General features: G+C 74.3%; 2 protein-coding genes. Both read left to right on the forward strand.

Annotation, left to right across the window (positions count from 1 at the left end):
* The first annotated feature begins 1 nt into the window (after position 1).
* Positions 2-349: a hypothetical protein gene (locus ACSU6Z_RS28670; RefSeq protein WP_437050020.1), complete on the forward strand. Its 348-nt coding sequence runs from the start codon at positions 2-4 to the stop codon at positions 347-349.
* Complete coding sequence (locus ACSU6Z_RS28675) at positions 350-21196, forward strand: lonely Cys domain-containing protein (protein ID WP_437050022.1); 20847 nt, start codon at positions 350-352, stop codon at positions 21194-21196.
* Positions 21197-21303: the final 107 nt, after the last annotated feature.

A 21303-nucleotide genomic window follows, 5' to 3' on the forward strand; every position in this document is an offset into this window, starting at 1 on the left:
CATGGCCGGCAACTACTCCGCCGACATCCAGGCGATCCTGCAGGGTTCCCGGCACCTCGCCGACGCCGTGCGCTACGGCGACGAGATGCTGCCCCGGTTCGAGACCGGCTGCGCGAAATACGCGGGCTGGTGGGGCGAGGAGGGCGGCGACGACGAGTTCGCCAACGCGGTCGGCGAGCAGGTCCGGCGCGAACAACAGCAGGTGAGGGACACGGTCCTGTCCATCACCAGCGGTTTCTCGGCGCTGGTCGACGCGGTCGCCGCGGAGGCCGACCACGTGCGGCGGCCACAGGTCCAAGCGGTGGAGGACATCGAGGCGTACGGCTCGGAGAGCGGGAACAGGCGCTGAATGGCCATCATGTTCCCGCCCGGTCTGCGGGAGTTCATCGAGGTCTGGGTGGGGGCGAACGTCGCCACCGGCAACGAGGACCGGGGCTTCGACAGCCGTAACCCCTACAAGCGGCTGGCCGACGACGTCCGGGACCTCTCCGACGCGATGAAGGGCGCGATCTCCACCGCCGGGAACTCGCTCCCCCCGCAGATCGCCAAAGAGTTCGTCGCCGCGATGAAGCTCTTCGTCGACGACAACGGCCAGAACCACCTGCAGAAGTTCTCCGACGAGCTCCGGGACCTGGGCGCCCAGCAGGTGAACCGTTCCATCAAGCTGTCCGAGGCGAAGTACCAGATCCTCATCGAGTTCATCCTGATGAACATCGAGCTGGCCCTGATCGCCGCGCTGGCGGTCTTCACCGGCGGTACGTCGCTCACCGAGATCGCCATCCAGAAGGCGCGCACCGCGCTCGCCATCCTGCTGATCCTCCAGCGGCTGGGGCGCGCCATCCCCACGCCGCTCTCGGTGCTGCTGGAGGCGATCCAGGAGGCGTTCGTCGCGTTCGCCTCGCAGCTGATCTCCATGACCGCGCCGGACGACCCGGAGCGCCGGCGCATCAAGTTCGACTGGACGGACATCGGCCAGTCGGCGGTCGCCGGCGCGTTCGCGGGACTCTTCGGAGGCATCTTCGGAGAGGTCGGCGGAAAATTCATCAACAAGTACTTCAAGAACAACAACTTCTGGAAGGAGGCCTCCGAGCTCCCGTTCAGTTTTCTCAACGAGGGACAGGCGGAGACCTTCGCCGAGGCCTTCACCGGCCTGATCTTCCTGGGCACGTTCACCCTCAACCCCGGCACGTTCCTGAGCGCCGGCCTCAGCGGCCTGGTCTTCGAAGCGGCGTCGACCGGGGCGGAGTTCGGCGGGAAGTTCGTTTACAAGAATTACTTCCAGAACACCAACTTCGGCTCCGACGGCGTCAACGACCTGCCGGGCGGCGGCAGCGGGAACGGCGGCACGAGCGCGAGCGGCGACCGGTACGGGTACGAGAACCGCTACGACGCCGCGTACGACGGCGGAAGCACGTACCAGGACCTCTACGACGACACGTACAGCGACGTCTACAACGTCCCGACCTCCTCCGTGTGGCCGTACCGGTCGGACGACGAAGAATCGGTCCCCCGCGCCGACGCCATCGATGACGCCTCGCCGGTCCTCAGCGGCCCCAGTGATGCCGCATCGGTCCTCGACGGCGCCTCGTCCGTCTCCTCCTTCCCGGACCACGGCACGGTTCACGGCGCCGGCGACGACGTCAACGCCTACGGACTCCCGGGGACGACGGGCGCGGGCAAGCCGTCGTACCACACCCCTCCGCCGAACGCGTACGGTGACGCCTACCGGGACCCCCTGGTGGACGACACCGACACCGACACCGTCTTCTCCACCCTGAACCCGTCGGTGACCAGGACCCCGGGGAGCGACTGGAACACCGACACGGGCCACACCCCGCCGGTGGACCAGCCGGCCACCGTCGGCTCCACCGTTCCCGTACTGCCCTCGACCCAGACGGGTGGCGACGACTCCGTACCGGACGGGACCGAACGACAGCGGTCGACGGACGGCGACACGACCCGGTTCACCTCCGACGAGCGACAGCAACAGCAGCAGAACCCGCAGGCGCCCCTCGCGCCCGCCCCGCCGAGCACCACGTCCCCGGGCGGTCACGCCTCGCCGAACGCCACCCCGCAGTCGCGGCCCCAGACCACACCGTCCGGCGACCCGGCGGCCACCGTCGGGACGCCGGACCCGGACACGGCCGACCCGGACGACATCCGTACCCCCGCGCCCGAGGAGTCCGGGCAGTCCCGCCCGTCCTCCGCGGTGCCGAGGGCCGAGATCCGGACCACGTCCGACGTCCCGGAGCCCCACCGGCCCGTGCGCACCGAGTCCCAGGAACTGCCGGCCACCACCGGCCCCACGGCGGAGCCCACCCCGGTCGTCTCCCGCGAGGCGCCGGCCACCCAGCCCGTCACCGTCGACGAGACACCGCTCAGCTCCCGGGCGCCGGCCGAGATCCCGGCCGGGGAGTCATCCGGGCCCGGTTCCCCGGACTCGGTCGACATGATCATGGACTGGGAGAACGACCGGGACGCGTCCGAGCCGGACTTCGAGCCGGATCCCGCCACCGAGGCGCTGTACGACCGGCTGCTGGCGGACGTGTTCGGTCCCGCGATCACGACGAGCCCCCTCCACCCCGCCCTCCGCGACGCCCTGACGCACCTCGACCAGCTCCGGCAGACCGTTCCCGCGCTCCGCGGCGGCCCGCTCGACCTGGACGCCGTGACCCGCCAGGTACTGCTCCTGGACACCGCCCACCCGGTGACCGACGCGCAGCGCAGCGAGCTGCTCCGGGTGGCGATGGACCCGGCGGTGGAGTCGGCGGGCAGCCTGGCCGCCCTGGCCGCCTTCCACCTGGAGCTGCGCGGCGCGCTGTCCCCCACCCAGGCGCTGACCGCCGACGGCGGCGTGTGGGGCCGCAACTGGACGAACGCCGCGATCCCCGGCCTCGACCTCACCGAGGTGGGGAAGGTGGCCCGGCAACCCGACGGCACCCTGGGCCGCGGCGACGTGCAGTCCGCGCCCTGGCACCGGCCCGGTGAGCCGAAGCCGTACGTCGTCATGGCGGAGGGCGACCACCGGCGGATCGTCGTACGAGGCTACGACGGCGCCCCGCGCCAGGTACCGATCGACGTGTTCGCCGAACTGCTGGCCCGCGACCCCCGGCTCGCCGGGCTGCCTCCGGGCACCCCCGTGGTGCTGCTCGTCCCCGACGCCGGCGCCCGCGGCCTGGACCTCCCGCGCCGGGCGGCGGACCGGGTCGGCAGGGAGGTCTGGTCGGCCAACGGCACCGTGAAGGTGTCCCCGCAGCGGGACCCGTCGCAGCCGTACGTCGTCTCCCTGCTGTTCGGGGAGGGGCTGCCGCGCGCCGACTGGATCCGCAGCACCCCCGGCCAGGTGCTCGACCCGGCGGAGCGCGAGAACGCGCCGGAGTGGGAGCGCGAGGTGCTGTCGCACAGCGTCGTCGGCGACGGGGGCGTGACCATCGGCAGAGGCGTGTTCGAGGAGTCCGAGGCCCCGCGCCGGATCGCGGTGCTGAAGCTCGCGACACAGTCGTCGGAGCTGTGGCACTACAACCCGGTCACCAAGGAGTCGGTCAAGGACGACGAGCCGGTTCCGTTCGCCGGCAAGCCGGTGTACGTCTTCAGCGCCCACGCCCGGCCGGGCGCGACCCGGGTACCGACCACGACGGACCCGAGGCACCACACCCATCAGCGGGAGACCGGCGGGATGCTCAAGCGGCGTCCGAGCCTGGCCCGGCTCCCCGAGGACCACGCCGTGCTGATGGAGGCGTGCTCGAGCGCCGAGCCGCCGGGCGTGGTCCGTACCCGCGGCGGCATCGACGACACCTTCGTCCCCGACCCGCTGGCGGTCGTCAGCGAGAGCCAGCACGTCGCCAACGAGACCGGGCGCACGGCGTACGGCGGCACCCACATGGTCAGCTTCGCGACGCTGCCGGACGGGAAGTTCGTCCACCGCCTCTACACGGACTCGCGGGGACGGCGCGGGAAGTGGGTGGAGCACCGTCCGGAACCCGCCGGCGAGCTGCTCGACGACCGCGCCCGCGCGGCGGGCCTGCACACCGACCCCGCGCGGCCGGTCACGGAAGCCACCCGCGAACGGACCCTGCGGCTGGTCCGCGCGCTGCGGCTGACCTTCGGCGCGGCGATCGAGGACGACAGCCGGTACGGCGATCTCCTCGCCGGGATCGGCGCGCTGGAGTCCATGCGGGTGGCCGACCCGGTGCTGCGCGATCTCGGCCCGTTCTCCATGGACCTGTTCGAACGCGCGGCCCACGCGGGCGGGCAGCGCGGTCCGGGCACCGACGTCTACCGGGACCTGCTCGACCGGGCCGCCGGCGCCGTACGCAGACAGCCGGGCGCCGTGCTCTCCGACTTCGTCACCCTGCCCCACGTCACCGCCGCCGCGCAGCGGCTGGGCGGCCTGACGGACCAGGAACTGGACACCGAGGCCGCCCGTGTCCTGCACCTGGACGACGGCCCGGCGGCCGTCGGGGAGCCCGAGCGGGCCCGGCTGTTCTGGGCGACGGTGAAGGCCCTGGAGTGGGAGAGCCGGGTGCCCGACCCGGACGCCCTCACCGGCAGGGTCCTGCACCTGGACCGGCCCGACCCGGCCCGGCGGCCCGAACTGCTCGGCCTGGTCGCCCGAGCGGCGGCCGTCGGCGTCGACGTGGACAACCCGACCGAGCTGGGCGCGTTCCACCTGGAGACCCTGGGCGCCCTCGGGCCCCAGACCCGGTTGCTCGGCCTCGACGGCGTCCCGACCGGGCGGCGCTGGTCCCCGACCCCGCCGGACGCGGCCACGACCACACTCACCGACCGTGTCGTCGTCGCCGCCCCGCAACAGGGCGGCGGCTACCGGGCCGTGGGCCAGGAAAGCCCGCCGTGGAGCGCCCCCGGCAGAGCGCCGGCCTACCTGGTGTGGGCGGGCGGCGGCCGGGACCACCTCCTCATGACCCTGCCCGGCGGCTTCCGCGCCCGGGTCCCCTACGACGAGGTCGCCGAGCTGCTGGCCCGCGACCCGGTGCTCAACACCCGCCCGCAGGACACCACGGACGTCGTCCTGGCCGTCCCGAAGGCGGCCCCGGCGGCATCCACCGGACCGGCCGTCGGCGGCCCCCCGGACACCGATCCGCGGGCCGTCGTCAGTGCCGCGACCGGCCGTGCCGTATGGGCCTCGCAGGGCAGTGTGAGCCTGGCCCCGACCGGACCGTCACGGCCGTACGTCCCCTCCCTGCTGCCCAGCGCGCCGGGGCGTCCCGCGGCGGCCGACTGGGCGGCCGTCCGGCCCGGCGACCCCACCGCGCCCGGCGCCGGCGACACCGGAGGGGACGACGTCACCTTCGCGGACCGCCACGGGAACGGGACCCCTTCCGAACCGCCCGCCGCTCCCGCCGGCCCCCTCGGCCCCGGGCCGGCCGGGGGCCTCGACACGCCGTTGCCGAGTCCGGACGGCGTGCCGTACGGCTTCGACGCTCCGTTGTCCGACCCCACGGACGACGACGGGGACGGGAACCGGGCGGAGGAGCCGACCCCGGAGGAAGTCCGGCACCGGGAACTGCTGGCGGACGTCTACGGTCCCGACGTCACGTCGAGCCCCCTGTACCCGGACATCCGCGAAGGTCTCGCGCGCCTCGACCGGCTCCGCCGGACCGACCCCCTGCTGGGCTCCGGCCCGCTCGACCTGGACGCCGTGGCCCGCCGGGTGCTGCTCCTGGACCCCGCCGACCCGGTGAGCAACGTGCAGCGCAGCCGACTGCTGGGGCTGGCCACGGCACAGGAGGCACAGGCGGCGGGCAGTCCGGCCGCCCTCGCCGCGCTCCACCTCCGGCGCCAGGGCGTACTGTCGTCCACCCACGCCATGACCACCGGCCTCGACGGACGCCCCCGCGGCCGCGACTGGACCCGGGGCGAGGACGGGCTCGACGACCTGGACCTCACCCGTACGGGAAGAACCGGGCCCCGGGCCGACGGAAGCCTGTCACGCGACGAGGTGGGACCCGCGCCCTGGCACCGGCCCGGCGGCCCGGACCCCTACGTCGTGCGGGCGGACGGCGACCGTGACCAGGTCGTCGTACGCGGCCACGACGGCGCCCCGCGTGAGGTGCCCCTCGAGGTGTTCGCCGAACTGCTCGCCCTCGACGCGGAGTTGAGCGGACTCCCGGCGGACGTGCCGGTGCTGCTGCTCGTCTCCGACGCCGGCGGAGGAGGTCTGGAACTGCCGCGACGGGCGGCGGACCGGATCGGCAGGGACGTCTGGGCGGCCAACGGGGTCGTGGACGTCGCCGAAGGTCCGGACGGCAACGCCTCCCACCCGTACGTCGTGCCCCTGCGGAGCGGCCGGGGCAGCGACCGCACCGACTGGATCCGCAGCTCCCCCGGCCTGCTGTCCGACCCCGCGGAGTCCGCCCGCGCCCCCTTCTGGGAACAGGACCTGCAGTCCCACACCATCGTCACCGACCGGGGGCCGATCGGCAGGGCCGTGTTCCAGGACGGTGAGCGCGTGCAATTGCTGCGGGGGTTGCGGCACGCGGCGACGGCGACCGGGCTCTACCACGTCAACCGGCAGGACGGGACCTGGACCGAGGACGACGAACCCGTCCCGTTCGCCGGCAAGCCGGTGTACGTCTTCGCCGCGCACGGACATCCCGGCGAGACGGCGCTGCCGACCCGGTCGGGTCCCCGCCACCGGAAACGGGAACGGGCGACGGGCGGCATGCTCAGGCGCCGTCCGAGCGTGGCGCGGCTCCCCAAGGACCACGCCATCGTGATGCAGGAGTGCTTCGCCGCGACACCGCCGAGCATCACCCGCACGCGCAAACTGGTCACGGACACCTTCGTCCCCGACCCGCTGGCCGACGTCGGCCAGAGCCAGCACGCGGCCAACGAGACCGGCCGGACCGTCTACGGACCCACCCAGGAGGTCGGCTTCACATTCGGGGAGGACGGCCGGGTCTCCCACTACATCCTCACGGATTCGCGGGGCCGGCGCGGCCGGTGGGTGGAGCACCGGCCGGAACCCGGCGACGCCGCGCTCGACGACCGCGCCCGCGCGGCGGGCCTGCACCCCGGCCCGGTGGGACCGGCCTCGGAGGAGGTCCGTGAGCGGACGATGCGGCTGGTGCGCGCGCTGCGGCAGACGTTCGGGGCGGCGGTCGAGGACGACAGCCGCTACGGCGAACTCCTCGCGGGCATCGGTGCACTGGAGTCCCTGCGCGCCGCCGACCCGGTGCTGCGCGACGCCACTCCGTTCAGCCTGGACCTGTTCGAGCGCGCGGCCCGCGAGATCCGGGCGACGGAGCACGGCGACCCGGACGGCGAGTTGGGGCCCGACGCCTACCGGGACCTGCTGGCCAGGGCCGCCGACGCCGTGCGCCGGGACCCCGGCGCAGTGCTCACCGACTTCGTGACCCTGCCGCACGTGACCACCGTGGCCGAAGGGCTGGACGGTCTCACGGACGAGGAAGTGAACGACGAGGCCGCCCAGTTCCTGGGGCTGGACCCGGACCAAACGGTGATCGGGGCGTCCGAGCGGGCCCGGTTCTTCTGGGCGACCGTGAGGACCCTGGAGTGGGAGAGCCGGACCCCCGACCCGGTCGCCCTCACCGGCAGGGTGCTGCACCTGGGCCGGCCCGACCCGTCCCGGCTGCCCGACCTCCTGGACCTGGTGGCGCGCGCGGCGGCCGTCGGCGTCGACGTGGACGACCCGGTCGCGCTGGGCGCGTTCCACCTGGAGACCCTGGGCGCCCTCGCCCAGGACACCCTGCTGCTCGACGACTCGGGCGCCCCGGCCGGCCGGAGCTGGGTGCCGGGTCCACCGGGTGCGACGGTGGACGTCGACGCCGCCCTCGTCATGGCGGCGACACCGGACGGTGGTCACCGCCCGCTGCGCCCGGCGAGGATGCCGTGGACCACCGGCACCACCGGGCCCGCCCCGTTCCTGGTGCGGGGCGAGGCCGGACCGGACCACCTCACCATGGAGCTGCCCGGCGGGTTCCGTGCTGCGGTCCCCTACGAGGAGATCGCCGAACTGCTCGCGGTGGACCCGGCGCTGAACGACTTCCCGCGCACGGCCGACATCGTCCTCGCCTCCACCACCCCGGCCCCGACGGTCCCGCGGGTCACCGACCGGCGGGCCCTCGTCGGCGCCGGGACCGGTCGCGGGGTGTGGACCTCACCGGGACCCGTGGGTCTGCTCGCCCGGAGCGACCCGTCGAAGCCGCACGTCCTTTCCCTGCTCCCCATGGCGGACGGCCGGCGCCAGCAGGCCGACGACTGGTCGGCCGTCCGGCAGGACTCCGCGTCCCCGGCGGACACCCGCCTGTCACCCACCACGGCCACGACCGGGGGCGAAACCGGCACACCTCCCGGCCCGCCTCCGCCCCCGGAGCCGGATCCGCCGTCTCCGAACGCCCCGCGCCTCGACCCCGCCATGGAGCCCCCGCCGGTACGCCGCACCCCGGCCCGGTTCGAGGACGGCAGGCGGATGCCCGCGTACGTCGACGACCTCCGGTCGCTGCTGCCGTCCGACCTGTCCCCTGCGGAGCTCGAACAACTCCTCGCCAACCCGAGCACCTTCGGCCAGAGCACGGTCGTCCTGCGGGGCTGCGAACAGGCCCTGGACGCCATCGGCCGCGAGCTGGGGAGCCGGCCGGAGGCCCGGCCCGCGGACGGCGCACGGCTGTTGGCCGACATCAGGCAGACGCTCCGGGACAAGCCGAAGACACTGGCGGACGGCAGGGGACGCCCGTTCCCGTACGTCAACGCCGCGGGAAAGGCCCGCGTCGCGTGGGTCAGAGCGCGCCACCGCGGCAACTGGGTCCCGTTCGACGACGGCATCGGTGACTCGACGAAGATCGACAGCATGCACCGGGCGGCCGCGACCTTCGGGCTGACCAAGAACATGCAGGCCAACTCCCAGTACAACCTCGGCGGGCCGATCGGCCCGGTGGGCAGCGCGGCGTTCAGCGGCTTCGGCCGGCTCGCCGTGCGGTTCGGCTTCATCAACAAGGTCGGCTACACCCTGACCGACCAGCGGATGAACCAGATGGAGACCCGGACACTGGACAAGTCACGGGCGTACCTGGACGACATCCACTACGAGGTGCGCATCACGGACGCCGCCGGGCGGGACCTCACGGGCACCGACACCCGTACGGACAAGCCAAGGACCGACACCAGGACCAAGACCGACACCAGGACCGAACCGGTCCCGCCCGCCCGGTTCACCTTCGGCATCCGCAACGGCCTGCGCGTACGCCTGCCCGACAGCGTGACCAGAATTCCCAAGCCGGGCCGCATCCCCCGGTCGATCACCCTGGACCGCAACTCCCAGTACCGCTTCGTCCGCATCGAGGGGTTCGGCCCGGTCGCCGCGATCCGCGACTGGGCGGCCGCCCGGATCGGAGCCCTGCCCGGCAGCTCGGCCTACACCGAGCTGGACAGCTTCTTCTCCGGCGACAGCTTCCAGCGGCACGGCGGCACGATGGCGCGCGGCCGCATCACCACCCCGCCACTGTTCGCCGACGACAAGAAGAAGTCACCACTGGGCGCCTTCGTGGTGGAGGAACTGATTCCGCAGACGGCGGTGCTCGTCGGCGAGACCGACCAGGCCGAGATGCGGGACATCAACACCTCGACGGTCCGCAGCGAGCGGAGCCGGGCCGATGGCAGAAGCCTGCTGCTGCAAGCCTCCGCCGGACCCGCCTTCAACTTCCACGATCCCGGCACGGCCCCCTTCGACCTGCGGCTCCAGTTCGGGACGACCGCCCAGTACTCGTACGCGAAGACCTGGTCGGTCGGGCTCGGCGGGGCCGCCACCCTCAAGTCGGCCGGACAGGTCAAAGGCCCCAGGACCGCCCTCTACCTGGTCGTGAAGTCGGTGCGGGTGCGGCGGGCCGGCGACAACGCACCGCCGACGCGCTTCCTCACCTGGAGCCTGGACCGGATGACCAGCTCCGAGGCGCGGCGGCTGGCCGGATGGGACGACGGGACCACACTCGCCCTGCGCAACGGCGCCGCCCCGCCGTTCGTCCCGGCCTACCTGACCGTGGACCGCCCGCGTACCCTGGGCATGCACCGGGTGAAGGAGTTCACCTTCGACGACGGTCTGCGCACCCGGGTCGTCCCGGACGCGGCGGACGGCGTCGGCCGCACCCTGCTGGACGCGTTCGCAGACGGCCTGGTGGACTCCCTCGCGAATCTGCGCCAGGGGCTGGTGGTGCCCCTCGACCAGCTGCTTCCGCCGGACCTGCCGAAGGGCTGGCGCGCCCGTCTGGGCGATCTGCTCAAGCGCGAGCCCGGACAGGTGCTCCAGGCGGTCCAGAGCCTGCCCGCGCCGCCCCGGTGGGCCGATCCCGTCAAGTACCGGATCGCGCTCCAGAACACCCTGCAGGTCCTGGGTGTGCTGTCCCAGCAGAACGTGACCGCGAACCTGGAAGGGCTGACCACGGTCGGCCTGTCGATCAGACTCACGGACCCCGACACCGCCGGACAGACCCACTACACCGTCCGGGTGCGCGGAACCCTGACCGGGCGGCGGTACGAGGGCAGGGACGACAGCGAGGGCATGCGCTTCAGTGCCCAGGGCGTCGACCGGCTCGACGGCCAGGCAAGTGCGAAACGAGGCCTGGACCTGGGCTTCGAGGGCACGTTCTCGGGCCGTGACAACAACGTCGACGACCTCGCGGGCCTGCCCCGCAACACCCTCGGGCTGACCCTGGGCGTACGCCACGGATGGCAGTGGGAAACGGAGACCGGCTTCGGTTCGACCGTCATCAACGAGCCGATGTCGGTGAGCAACCAGCCCACCCACCTGTACCGCTACGACCTCTCCCTCACCGCGACCATGAGCGGCTACTGGCGGCCCCGCGGCCTGATCCGCGGCCTCGGCCTCGGGCTGCCGGGGCTGCTGGTCCTGGACGAGCCGGTCAACGTGCTCTTCGGCCGGACCCCGCTGGGTCACCTGCGGGGCGGCGGCCCGAGGACCGGAAAGGTGCTCATCGGCGTCCCCGTGCAGCACACCCCCGACGCGGACCCGCACGCGGACGGAGCGCTCAACCCCTATCTGTCCGACGAGCCCGCCCCCACGCACATGGCCACAGGGCGGGCCCTCGCCCTGGCGAAGGGCGACCTCGTGCTGCCCGCGGGCCCCGACGCGAGCCAGCCCGCCGGACGGCTCGCCGACCGCGGGACGGAGCAGTTCAAGGCGTTCCGGCAGCACCCCTTCGTCATCGTGAACGTGGTGCTGCCACCCGTCCTGCTCGCGGAGGTGGACCGGGTCCTGGAGGCGGCGTCGGGTGACGCCTGGCACCTGACGAAGGAGGGCGCCGTCACCCGGGACGCGATCGTCCGCTCCTTCACCCCCCAGTTCCTGGCGTCGGGCTTCGACCAGAGTTCGGGGCCGCTGGGTCAGGTGGGCAGCGGCCTGCTGGGCAAGGGGCCGTACGGCGAGCTGTGGGGAACCTTCCGGTACGCGACGACGGTCGGGAACCTGCGGGTCCTCACCCCGCCGATGTCCATGGACACCGAGATGACGCTCGGCGGTACCCGGCAGGCGGCCGGCAAGGCCAGCCACAGCAGAAGCCTCGTCTTCGGCGGCCAGTTCGTCTACTCCGTCGCCCGGAACCCGGGACACGGCCTCATGGGCGCGTACGGACTCGTCGCCAACCCCGTATCGACGTCCCACGCGCGCAGTCGCAGCGTCGTGCGCGCGGTCGTCGCGGACATGAACCGCAAGGGCTTCACCCACCAGGTGCTGGTGGCCGGTGACGTGCAGCACTGGTTCGCGCTGTTCTCCAGCCGGCTGGGCACGGGCCGGATCGGAACGGCCGCGGCGGCCGGCGCCCTCGTGCCGAACTCCCTCGCCGGAGCGGCGGGAACGGCACTGACCAGCCCGGGCGGTCTGCTGGGGCATCTGCCGGAGAAGAGCGCCCACCGGATGGGGCTGATCGACGACGGGCTGGGCGACGTCCCTCGCTACACAGGTCAGGGCTGGACGCCGCAGCCCTGGATGCGCGGCGCCGCCTTCGGCACGTACGCGGTGAACCCGCTGGACCCCACCGACGCACTGCTCGCGTTCGACAGGCGGATCGGGCGACTGGGGCTCGACGACGAGAGCCGGGAGCGGATCCGGCAGCTGGTGACGGGCCGCGCCACGCGGGCGCTGAAGGGACAGATGACGACCACCGCTCCGTCGACGTTGGTCAAGGCCGGAGGCTGGGGCTGGGACAGCATCCGGATCGGCAGCCGGCGGGTGCGGGCGCGCGTCGAGCTGATCCCCGGGACACCCGTGTTCGACGGACTCGACCACAGCGCGGAGCTGGAGGAGAACCGGCGGGCCGTCGAAATCGTCCAGGAGAACTCGGAGTCCTCCTCCGGGGCGGACGTGGGCCTCCTGACCAGCCAGCTGGTGTACACCGGCAACGCGCAGGTCCCGGCCGCCGGACCCGCGTACACCGAGGGCGGATCGAACCGGAAGACGGTCGCGTCGGGCCACACGGCCACCACCGTCACGATCTACCGGGCGGCGTCCACCGAACCGCACGCGGAGGTCGTCACCCCGTACCGGATGCGGATCACCCTGGAGGCCGACGACACCCCGAACACCGGCGCGCCGGCCGGCACGGAACCGGCGGAGGCGAAGCCCACGGCCCTCGACCGCTTCCGGGGCCGGCTGCGCATCACCGAGGAGGCCGACGTCGGCGAGTTGCGCGAGCACGTGCCGCTCAGCCTGATGGAGCCGGTGCCGCGGACGGCGGAGGGGACCGGCACCTTTGGAGCCGGCCGGCTGCTGCCCGCGCCCGATCCGGCGGCCGACCCCGCCCTGGCCGCTCCGCCCCGCCCCGTGCCCGTGTCCGAGGCGGGAGAGGAACTGACGGCCCGGAACGGTGACGGCGCCACAGGGACGTTCACCTTTCCCGAGAACGGCATGCACCCGCGCGGGATCATCGGCATCGAGAACATCCGCATGGCCGGCGAGCTCCTCCTCGCGAAGGCGTACGACGTCGGCTTCCCACTCCAGGCCCTGGAGGCCGAGGAGGGCCCCGACCACGGCACCCTCACCGAACTCCTGCGCAGGACCAGGGAGACCGGACTGACCCGGCTGGGCACCGGCTCGGCGCAGGCGCTGGAGGACGGCACCAGCTCCATGGCGGTCACGGCGTTCTTCCCGCGTACCACCGAACCGGACGGCTACCAGGTCGCGGGGCTGACCGAGAAGTCCTTCGTGGGCAGTGACACCGGACAGCTGACACTGCGCTCGGCGCCCGACTTCAGCCGCGCGCTGCTGCTGACGGTCGCCGACGGCAAGAAGCTGGAGGTGCTCAGACGGTACGGGGACAACACCGGCACGTCGTCATCGGTCGAGCACAGCCAGTCCTCGAGCCTCGGCGGCGCCTTCCTGTACGACTCCCCCCACAACGCGGGCCTCAACCAGATCGGAGCCTTCGGTCCCGGTCCCAACGACCTCGACGGCGACGGCATGCCGGTCGGGGACGACCACCTGACCTCGCGCAACCTCAAGCCCAGGACGGGCCGGTCCTTCCTGTTCGCCGTCCCGGCCACCTGGGTCGGCGTCGGCGACGTGCACCGCGCCATCGTGGACTCGAGGTTCGCGAACCGGGTCCGGGGCGGGACCTTCGCCAAGGCCAGATCGGGTCCGCAGGCGATGAGGTCCCAGGCGTACGTCGTCACCTGGGTCCGGGAGGACGTCGCCCGCGAACTGCGGATCATCACCGACACGAACTTCCCCGAACGCGTCTCGAAGGCGTGGGACGCGGTCGAGAGCGCGAGCAAGGCGTGGATCGACGCCGACAAGGCCTACTGGAAGAAGCGGCGCGCCTCCGGCGCGCTGCGCGCGGACCTCGACGCCGCGCAGGCCGCCCTCGACAGGGCAGCTGGGGTCGCCCGTGCGGCCGCACGCACGGTCGACCTGGCCCGGGCCGGCGCCGACGCCGCGGACACCGCCCTGCGGCAGGCCGGGAGCGACGCGCGCCGCGACCACGACCTCGCGGACAGGTCCGTGGCCGCCGCGCGGGCCGAAGTCGACGCGTTCGCCGGCAACGCGTACGGAGCCGCACCCGAGCACGACGGCTGGGCGGAGGTCCTGCGGGAGGAGGAGGACGCCGCTCTGGCCCGCCTGGCCGACGCGGAAGAGGCCGCCGGGAAGCTGCGGAGGGCGGCCGATCTGCGGCTGGAGACCGCGCGCACCGAGAAGGCGGCGGCCGACGCGCGGCTCGACGCGGCCCTGCTGTCCGCGAGGGCGCCCGGCCGGGACCTCGACGACGCCACCGCCCGCCGGGACGCGGCACGCGACGCCTTCGAGACCCGGCGCGCCGAACTGGACGCGCTCAGGGACGCGGCGGAGAAGGCCGCGGCGGAGTACCACCGGGTACGGTCCGGGGCTGACCAGCTCACCCGCTGGCACCGGCTCGCGGCCACCGCGGAGGGCCGCGAGGAGCTGGACGGTCTCGCCGAGCCGCCCGCGGTGACCTACCAGGCCCCGCCCGGGGCACCCGCGGCCAAGCCCCCGGCCCCGCCCCGCTACACCAGGAAGGCCGAGGGACCGGACACCGTCCTCACGTCCCCCGCGAACGAGACGTACACGCTCCAGGACGTGCCCAGGGACGGTGACGCCTTCTTCCGCGCGCTCGCCCAGGGACTCGAACACGTCGCCCCGGGGCTGCTGGCCGCGCAGGGCATCGACCCCGCCGGCCCGCGGGCGATGTCCGAGATGCGCCGGAGGATGGCCTCCTGGCTCACCGACCACGCCGACGAGGACCTGCTGGCCGCCGTCGCCCCCGACCACGACGACGCCTTCAGCGCGGAGGAGATCGCCGCGGCGGGCCTGGACCTCGGAACGGACACCCCCGCACGCCGTGAGTTCGACGGCCTCGGCGGTCTGATCCCGCACATCGCCGATCTGACCCCCGGGGTACGGGCCGAGCTGGCGATCATCCAACTCCTCCGACGGGGTGACGCCCCGTCGGAGACCGGTTGGAACCACGGTGCGGCGGACCTGCTCCCGCTGCTCGCGGCCCGCACCTTTGGCGTGCGCGTCACGGTGGTCGGAGGCGACGGCGGCTTCCAGGACTTCGCTCCCGGGGATCCGGCGGGCGACCTCCGGGGACTCGTCGAGACCCCCGCGCACTCCGGCGCCCATGTGGTGCTCAGCCTCGACGACCGCCACTACCGGCCGGCCCTGCCGACCGGCCCCGCCCCGGAGCCGAAGCCGCCTGCCCCGGAGCCGGACCCGAAGTCCAAGCCCCCGGTCCCGGAGCCGGACCTGGAGTCCAAGCCGCCTGCCCCGAAGCCGGAGCCGGAGCCGCCTCAAGGGGACGGCGGGACGGGTGCCGCGCCGGAGAGCGACAGCGGCCGGGCGAGGGGGCGCCGGGTGCCGGTGCCCGGCACGGGGGAGTGCCTTCTGTACTCCTTCATGGCCGGCGACCCCGTGCACGTCCGCAGTCGCCTGGGCGGCCTCGCCGCCACCGACCGCGCCGCGTACGACTGGCTCGGGGACCCCGACGCGGTACGTGCCGAACTGCGTCACCGGACCGCGGTCCGCGCCGTGACCGGCAAGGCCCCGACCGGCCCTTCGCAGGCCGCGCTCCACGCCATGCGGTCCTACGTGGCGGACTACGTGGGCCGCAGCGGGGGGCGGCTGCACCCGCAGGTCGTCGGCCAGTTCCGGCAGACGGCCGCCGACGCGTTCGCCGCCCGCCTCCAGGGGATGGACCGGGCCGGGATGCTCGCCCTCCTCGACCACCACGGTGTCCGGCGGATCCCCGTCACCGAGGCCCTCGACCCCGCCGAACTGCGCAGGCGGTACGTCGACGCCCGCACGGCGGCGCAGCCCGCCGACCCGGCCCTCTCCCCGCAGGACGTCCGGGCCGGCATGGAGGCGGAGGCCGAGGACCTGGGCCCGCGCCGCATGTTCGAGTACCTCGAGCGGCACGGCCTGCTGCCGGCGCCCCGCGACCTCGACGACACCGCACTGGGCCGTCTCCTGCGTACCGCCTACGCGCAGAGCACCGCGCCGCTGGACGACACGGAACTGCCCGCGCTCCTGGACGCCGTCGTCAACTGGGAGCGGCGCTGGGGGACGCCGGAGGGGGAGGCCTTCCTGCCCCTCCTCGCGCACGCGTTCGACCTGAGGGTCGACGTGGTGCGGTCGCTCCCGTCGGGCCCCCGACGGGTCGCCGGCGTCGGGCCCGACAACGCCACGCGGCAGACGGAGGTCTACTACAACGGCGTCGACCACTACGACGGCAGTGACGCCGGAGCCCGCGACCGGTTCGGTGCCCCGGTCCTCCCGAAGCGGATCAAGGACGAGGAACTCGACCGGGACGGCGACGTACGGCTCAACCCCCTGTGGGTGCCGTTGGACGAGGTCGATCCCGGCCTGCTGGTCACCGGCAACCGGGACGCGGTATGGCTGTACACGGTCACCGATGACGGGCGGGTGATCCTCGGCACGGAGGACCTGAGCGGGATCATCACGCCGGAGCAGTTCGACGCGCTGCTGGCGGGAATGCGGGAGAAGGACCCCGACCTGACGGCGGAGGCGCTGCGCAGGACGCTGGACGGGCTGGGCCACACCGGCATCGCCGCCGGTTTCGCCGACGACGGCGGTGGGACGGCCGGCCGGACGCTGCCGGGCCGCAGCCGGGTGTCCGGCGAGTTCCGCTGGAGCCGGGAACTGCGTTCCTGGGTGGTGAACGACAAGTCGGGCCGCTACATGAGCGAGGCGGTCCGGCCGGACCTGGACGCCGCGGAGGCCGCCGACTGGCTGACCAACGTGGCGGCCCTGTTCAGCGACCGGCTGGGTGTCGCCGTCCGGACCGACCAGGTGAAGACCGCCGCGGCCGTCCCCCCGCCTCAGCCCCCGCCGGAGCCCGCACCCCCGCCTCCGCCGTCGGCCCCCGCCGCCCCGGCCGGCCGAGGTGTCGCAAACTCCCCGCCCCGGCCGGACACGCCGTCCGGCGACGACAGCGCCAAGCTGGACGTCGCGCGCCGGGTCGGCGCCGTGCTGCACGGCCTCGGCCACCCCGTGGTGCTGGCCGGAGCCGCCCGCGGCCGGGTGCAGTTCGGCCAGTCCCGGCCGCTGGGCGCCGTGGAGTTCCGGCTGCCCGCGGCCACCCCGCCCACCGTCGCCGGGATACGCGGGGCACTGGAACGGGAGATGCCCGGAGCAACGGTGCGGGTCCGGCCCGGCACGAACGGCGGCCGTGTCCTCGACCTGTCGGTGGACGGCGTCGACATCACGGTCACGACGGTGGACCGGCCGGCCTCCGGCACGGTCACGGTCGACGGCTTCACCGTGCCGCGGCCCGCGGACTCCCTGGCCGACGCCGCCCTCGCCCTGGCCACCGGAACCGACCCGGAGCTGCGCGGCCGCGACCTCCTCGACCTGCTGTGGGCGCTGCACCGCACCCCCGCCGACGGCCCCCGTACGGTCACGCCGGCCCTCGCGCGCGAGGACGCCTACCGCTCCGCGCGGCCCGCCGGCGCGGCCCCCTCCCTCGCCGTACGGCTCAGCGAACTGCTCGACTCCGCCGCCCTGGACCCCGACGCCCTCGCCCGCCACGAACGGACGTGGCGCGTCCTCGGCGTCACCGACGCCGACCTGCCCGCGCTGCGCGCCGGGCTGACCGCGCTGGCCGACGGGCTGCGGGCCCGTCCTGAGGTGACCGCGGACCCGGTCCGGGCGCTCGCCGCCCGGCTGCCCGGCCTGTCCGCCGCCGACCGTGACACGGCGCTGGCGTCGCTGCCGCCCGCGGACCGCGAGCGGCTGGCCGCCGACCCCGCGCTCGTGGACGCCCTGCGCGCCGGACGCGACCCGGCCGAGTTCGCCTCGGTCGCGGCGCGCCTCATGACGCAGGTGCCCGACGGGGTCGAACAGCCCGTCTCCGCCGGCGACCGGGCCCGTGCCCAGATCGCGCGCTTGCTGCGGGACCCCGACGTCGCGGCACGGCTGCTCAAGAGCGGTTCGCGGGTCGTGGTGGTGCCCAGGGGCGAGGCCATGACCTCCCTGGACGCCTTCCGCTTCCTGCGGGGCGCCGTCACCGGCGACGGCCGCCCCTGGGACGGCGTCCGCGGTGTCGGCACGCGTACCGCGGCCGTCACCGAGGAGAACCTGCTCGGCGAACGCACCACCGTCGGCACCGGCACGTCCGCCTATCCCGACGGCTACTCGACCACCCTGCACGAATTCGCCCACACCATCCACCTGCACGGTCTGGACGCCGTCGACCGGCAGCGCATCACCGACGCCTTCCGCGCCACCGCACGGGCCGGCGAGGCGGGCAACTGGCCCGACGGCCCCCTCCATGGTTACGACGCCGACGGCCGCCGCAGCGCCCCCAACTACAGCAGCCGCGACGAACTCGAGTTCTTCGCCCAGCTCACCAACGTCTACCTCATGGCCAACGGCGGCAACGACCCCTACACCGGGCTGCCCCGCAACAACGCCGGCCCGGAGTGGGTGCGCACCCGCCAGCCCGCCCTGTACCCCCTGCTGCGACGGCTGTACGGCGAGGGCCCCCGGCCCCGGGCCCGCCACCCGCGCAGCGTCGAACCCGCCCGTCCCCGCGGGGCGCGTCCCGCGGACGTCAACCCCGTCGAGGCCACCGACGTGGAGAACGAGGCGCTGGCCCGCGCCCGCGCGCTGTGGGACGCCGCCGAGGGCGACCCGGGCGACGGCAGTGGCTCCTACGTGGCCGTGCGCGCCCTGTGGGACGGCACCACCGGCGCGCACGCGCCGCAGCCGCACACCCCCGCGCCGTTGCCGTCCCCCACTCCGGAGCCGGCGGCGCGGCCCGCCGCCGCACCGCCGCCCACCGACAGCGCGGTCCAGCGGCGTCTTCAGGAACTGTGGGCACTCGTCGACACCACCTTCGGCTCCCGGCCGCTCCCGCAGGAGTTGCGCACCGGGCTGTTCAACTCCCTGCGCGTGGTCGAAGCGGCACGCGCCCGGCACCCGCGCTTCGGCCGCGGCCCGCTGGATCTGGACGGCATCACCCGGACGCTGTTGCACCTGGCGCCGGACGCGCCGGTGGACGCGGCCCTGCACTACGACGCCCTGACCCTCGTGAGCAGTGCCCACCGCCGCGGCCGCGGCGGCAGCCTGGACGCCGTCGCCGCCTACGGGCTGACCCGGCAGGGCTATGCGCAGCAGTCCGTGCTCAGCGGGGCCGACGGCGTGCCGCACGGCAGGAACTGGACCGGACGTCCCGACATCCACCTGTACCTGGACGTAGTCGCCGATCCCGGGGGCGTTCGCCCCGCGCCCTGGGGCCCCGCCGCTCACGCGGTGCTGGCCGAACGGAACGCCGAGGGCATGGTGCTGGCGGACGGAAAGCCGGTGTCGGACGAGGAGTTCGCCGAACTGGTGCTGCACGACCCGGGGCGGCGGCCGGACGTGCCCGTGGTGGTCCTGGTCGGGGAGGAGGACGGCCGCAACGAGGCCCTCGCACGGGTGGTCGCCGACCGCACCGGCGCCCGCACCTGGTTCACCTACGGCGACCTGCGGCTCGAAAGGGCCCCGGACGGCCGCCGGGTGCCGGTCCTGGCCACGCCGGCCGCCGGGAGCGAACCGGCGGGGACCTGGGTCCCCGCCGACCCGGGACTGGTCCCGGACGACCCGGCGGCCACCGTCAGGGCCGCGAACGGCACCGTCTTCCCCGATGCCGACATCCACTCGTACCCGCTGGTCACGGTCGACGGGCGGACCCTGACCGGACGGGCCTTCCTCGACGCGCACGACATGGCGATGCGGGAGGAGGCCCTGCGGGTGGTGTCCGGCATCCAGCACTACACCAATGTCGAGGAAGGGCTGCCCGGTGTGTACGCCGGGCGGCAGGGCGGCCTGCTGCCCCTGCCGCGGGTCCTGGCCGACTCCTACGTCGTCGTCGGCCACGGCGACAGCGGACGCACCACCGTGCCCCGCCGCAGCACCGGCGCCAACCAGGCTCTCCATCCACGGCAGCTGGGCCGGATGCTGGCGCGGCGCGGGAGCCTGCGGGCGCTGTCTCCGGAGAAGCCGGTGTGGCTGCTGCTCTGCGAGCTGTCCATGACGCGCGCCGACCAGGACCTGCTCACCCACCCCTCCTCCGCCCAGTACGTCGCCAACGAGATCCGCCGCACCGTCTTCACCGTGGACCGGCAGATCTCGCCGAGCGAGGCCGAGGGCGGCCTGCCGCCGCGCCTGCTCGTGTACGACGACCCGGACAACCCCGTGGGCCACATCGGGGAGTTCCTCCCCGAGCCCGGGACCGACGCCCTCGACGCGCTCGCCGACCTGGGCGGACTGCGCGAGGGGCTGCCGGGCCGAGCCGACCGCGCCCTGCACTGGGTGCGGGCCCTGCGGCAGACCCACGGCGTGCACATCGACTCCGACCCCGACCGCGAGGCGGAGTTCCACGGGCTGATCGAGGGCTTCGGCGCCCTCGAAGAGCTGCGCTTTCAGGCGGCCGGCAACGCCGACCCCGGTCTGCTCACCTGGGATGAGCTCCGGCACGTCGTCGGTCGGTACGCCGCCCGGCAGGGCTGGGACCGGTCGCTGACCGCCGGCTCCCTGGCCCACCTGCTGCACGCCGCACGCACCGGCCGGCTGAGTCCCTCCGACGCCGCGGGACCCACCGCCCCCGCCGCGCCGCCGTCCGAGGAGGTCCGGCGCCGGTGGTTCGCCGGCCGGGTGAGCGCGCAGGACCTGCCCGGCGACCCGCCGGGGTTCACCGGCGCCGAGATCGTCACCCTGGACGAACTGAGGGATGCGGGCATCGGGATCACTCCCGGAATGGACGTCGAGGCGCAGCTCGGCGGAGGCGTGCGGGGCAGCGGACTGGCACCGCTCGACCAGGTGCGGCTGCTGCTGGCCCGCCCCGGCCCGTGGCCGGAAGCCCTCGACGCCGTCGCGGCCGCGGCGTCGCGCCGGATCTGGCGCTCGGCCTTCACCGACTTCGAGAACGCGACCCCGGACCCGAACGCCGCCCGGGCGTGGGACACGGCCATCGGGCTGCTCCTGCCGGGCGAACCGGCCTCCGCGCTCGCGGACTGGCGGTACGCCGCGGAGGCCTTCCGCGACGCGGTGTGCCGGCTCGCCGCCCTGCTGGTAGCGGAGGCGACGGACCCCCGGGCGGCGGCGAGCCTCGCCGCACGGCTCCGGGAAGGTCTCGGACTGCCGCCCCCCGGCACGGACGGCGAACGGGCGGAGGAGTGGGGCGACCGGTGAACGAGGCGAGTAACAGAGCGGAGCGGCAGCGATGCCCACGCCCCCGAGGACGTCGCCGGGGCCGCACGCTCGCGCCGGAGCACTGGATCAGCATGGTCGACGACGCC

The organism is Streptomyces sp. enrichment culture (assembly GCF_964273145.1).
Classification (GTDB): Bacteria; Actinomycetota; Actinomycetes; order Streptomycetales; family Streptomycetaceae; genus Streptomyces.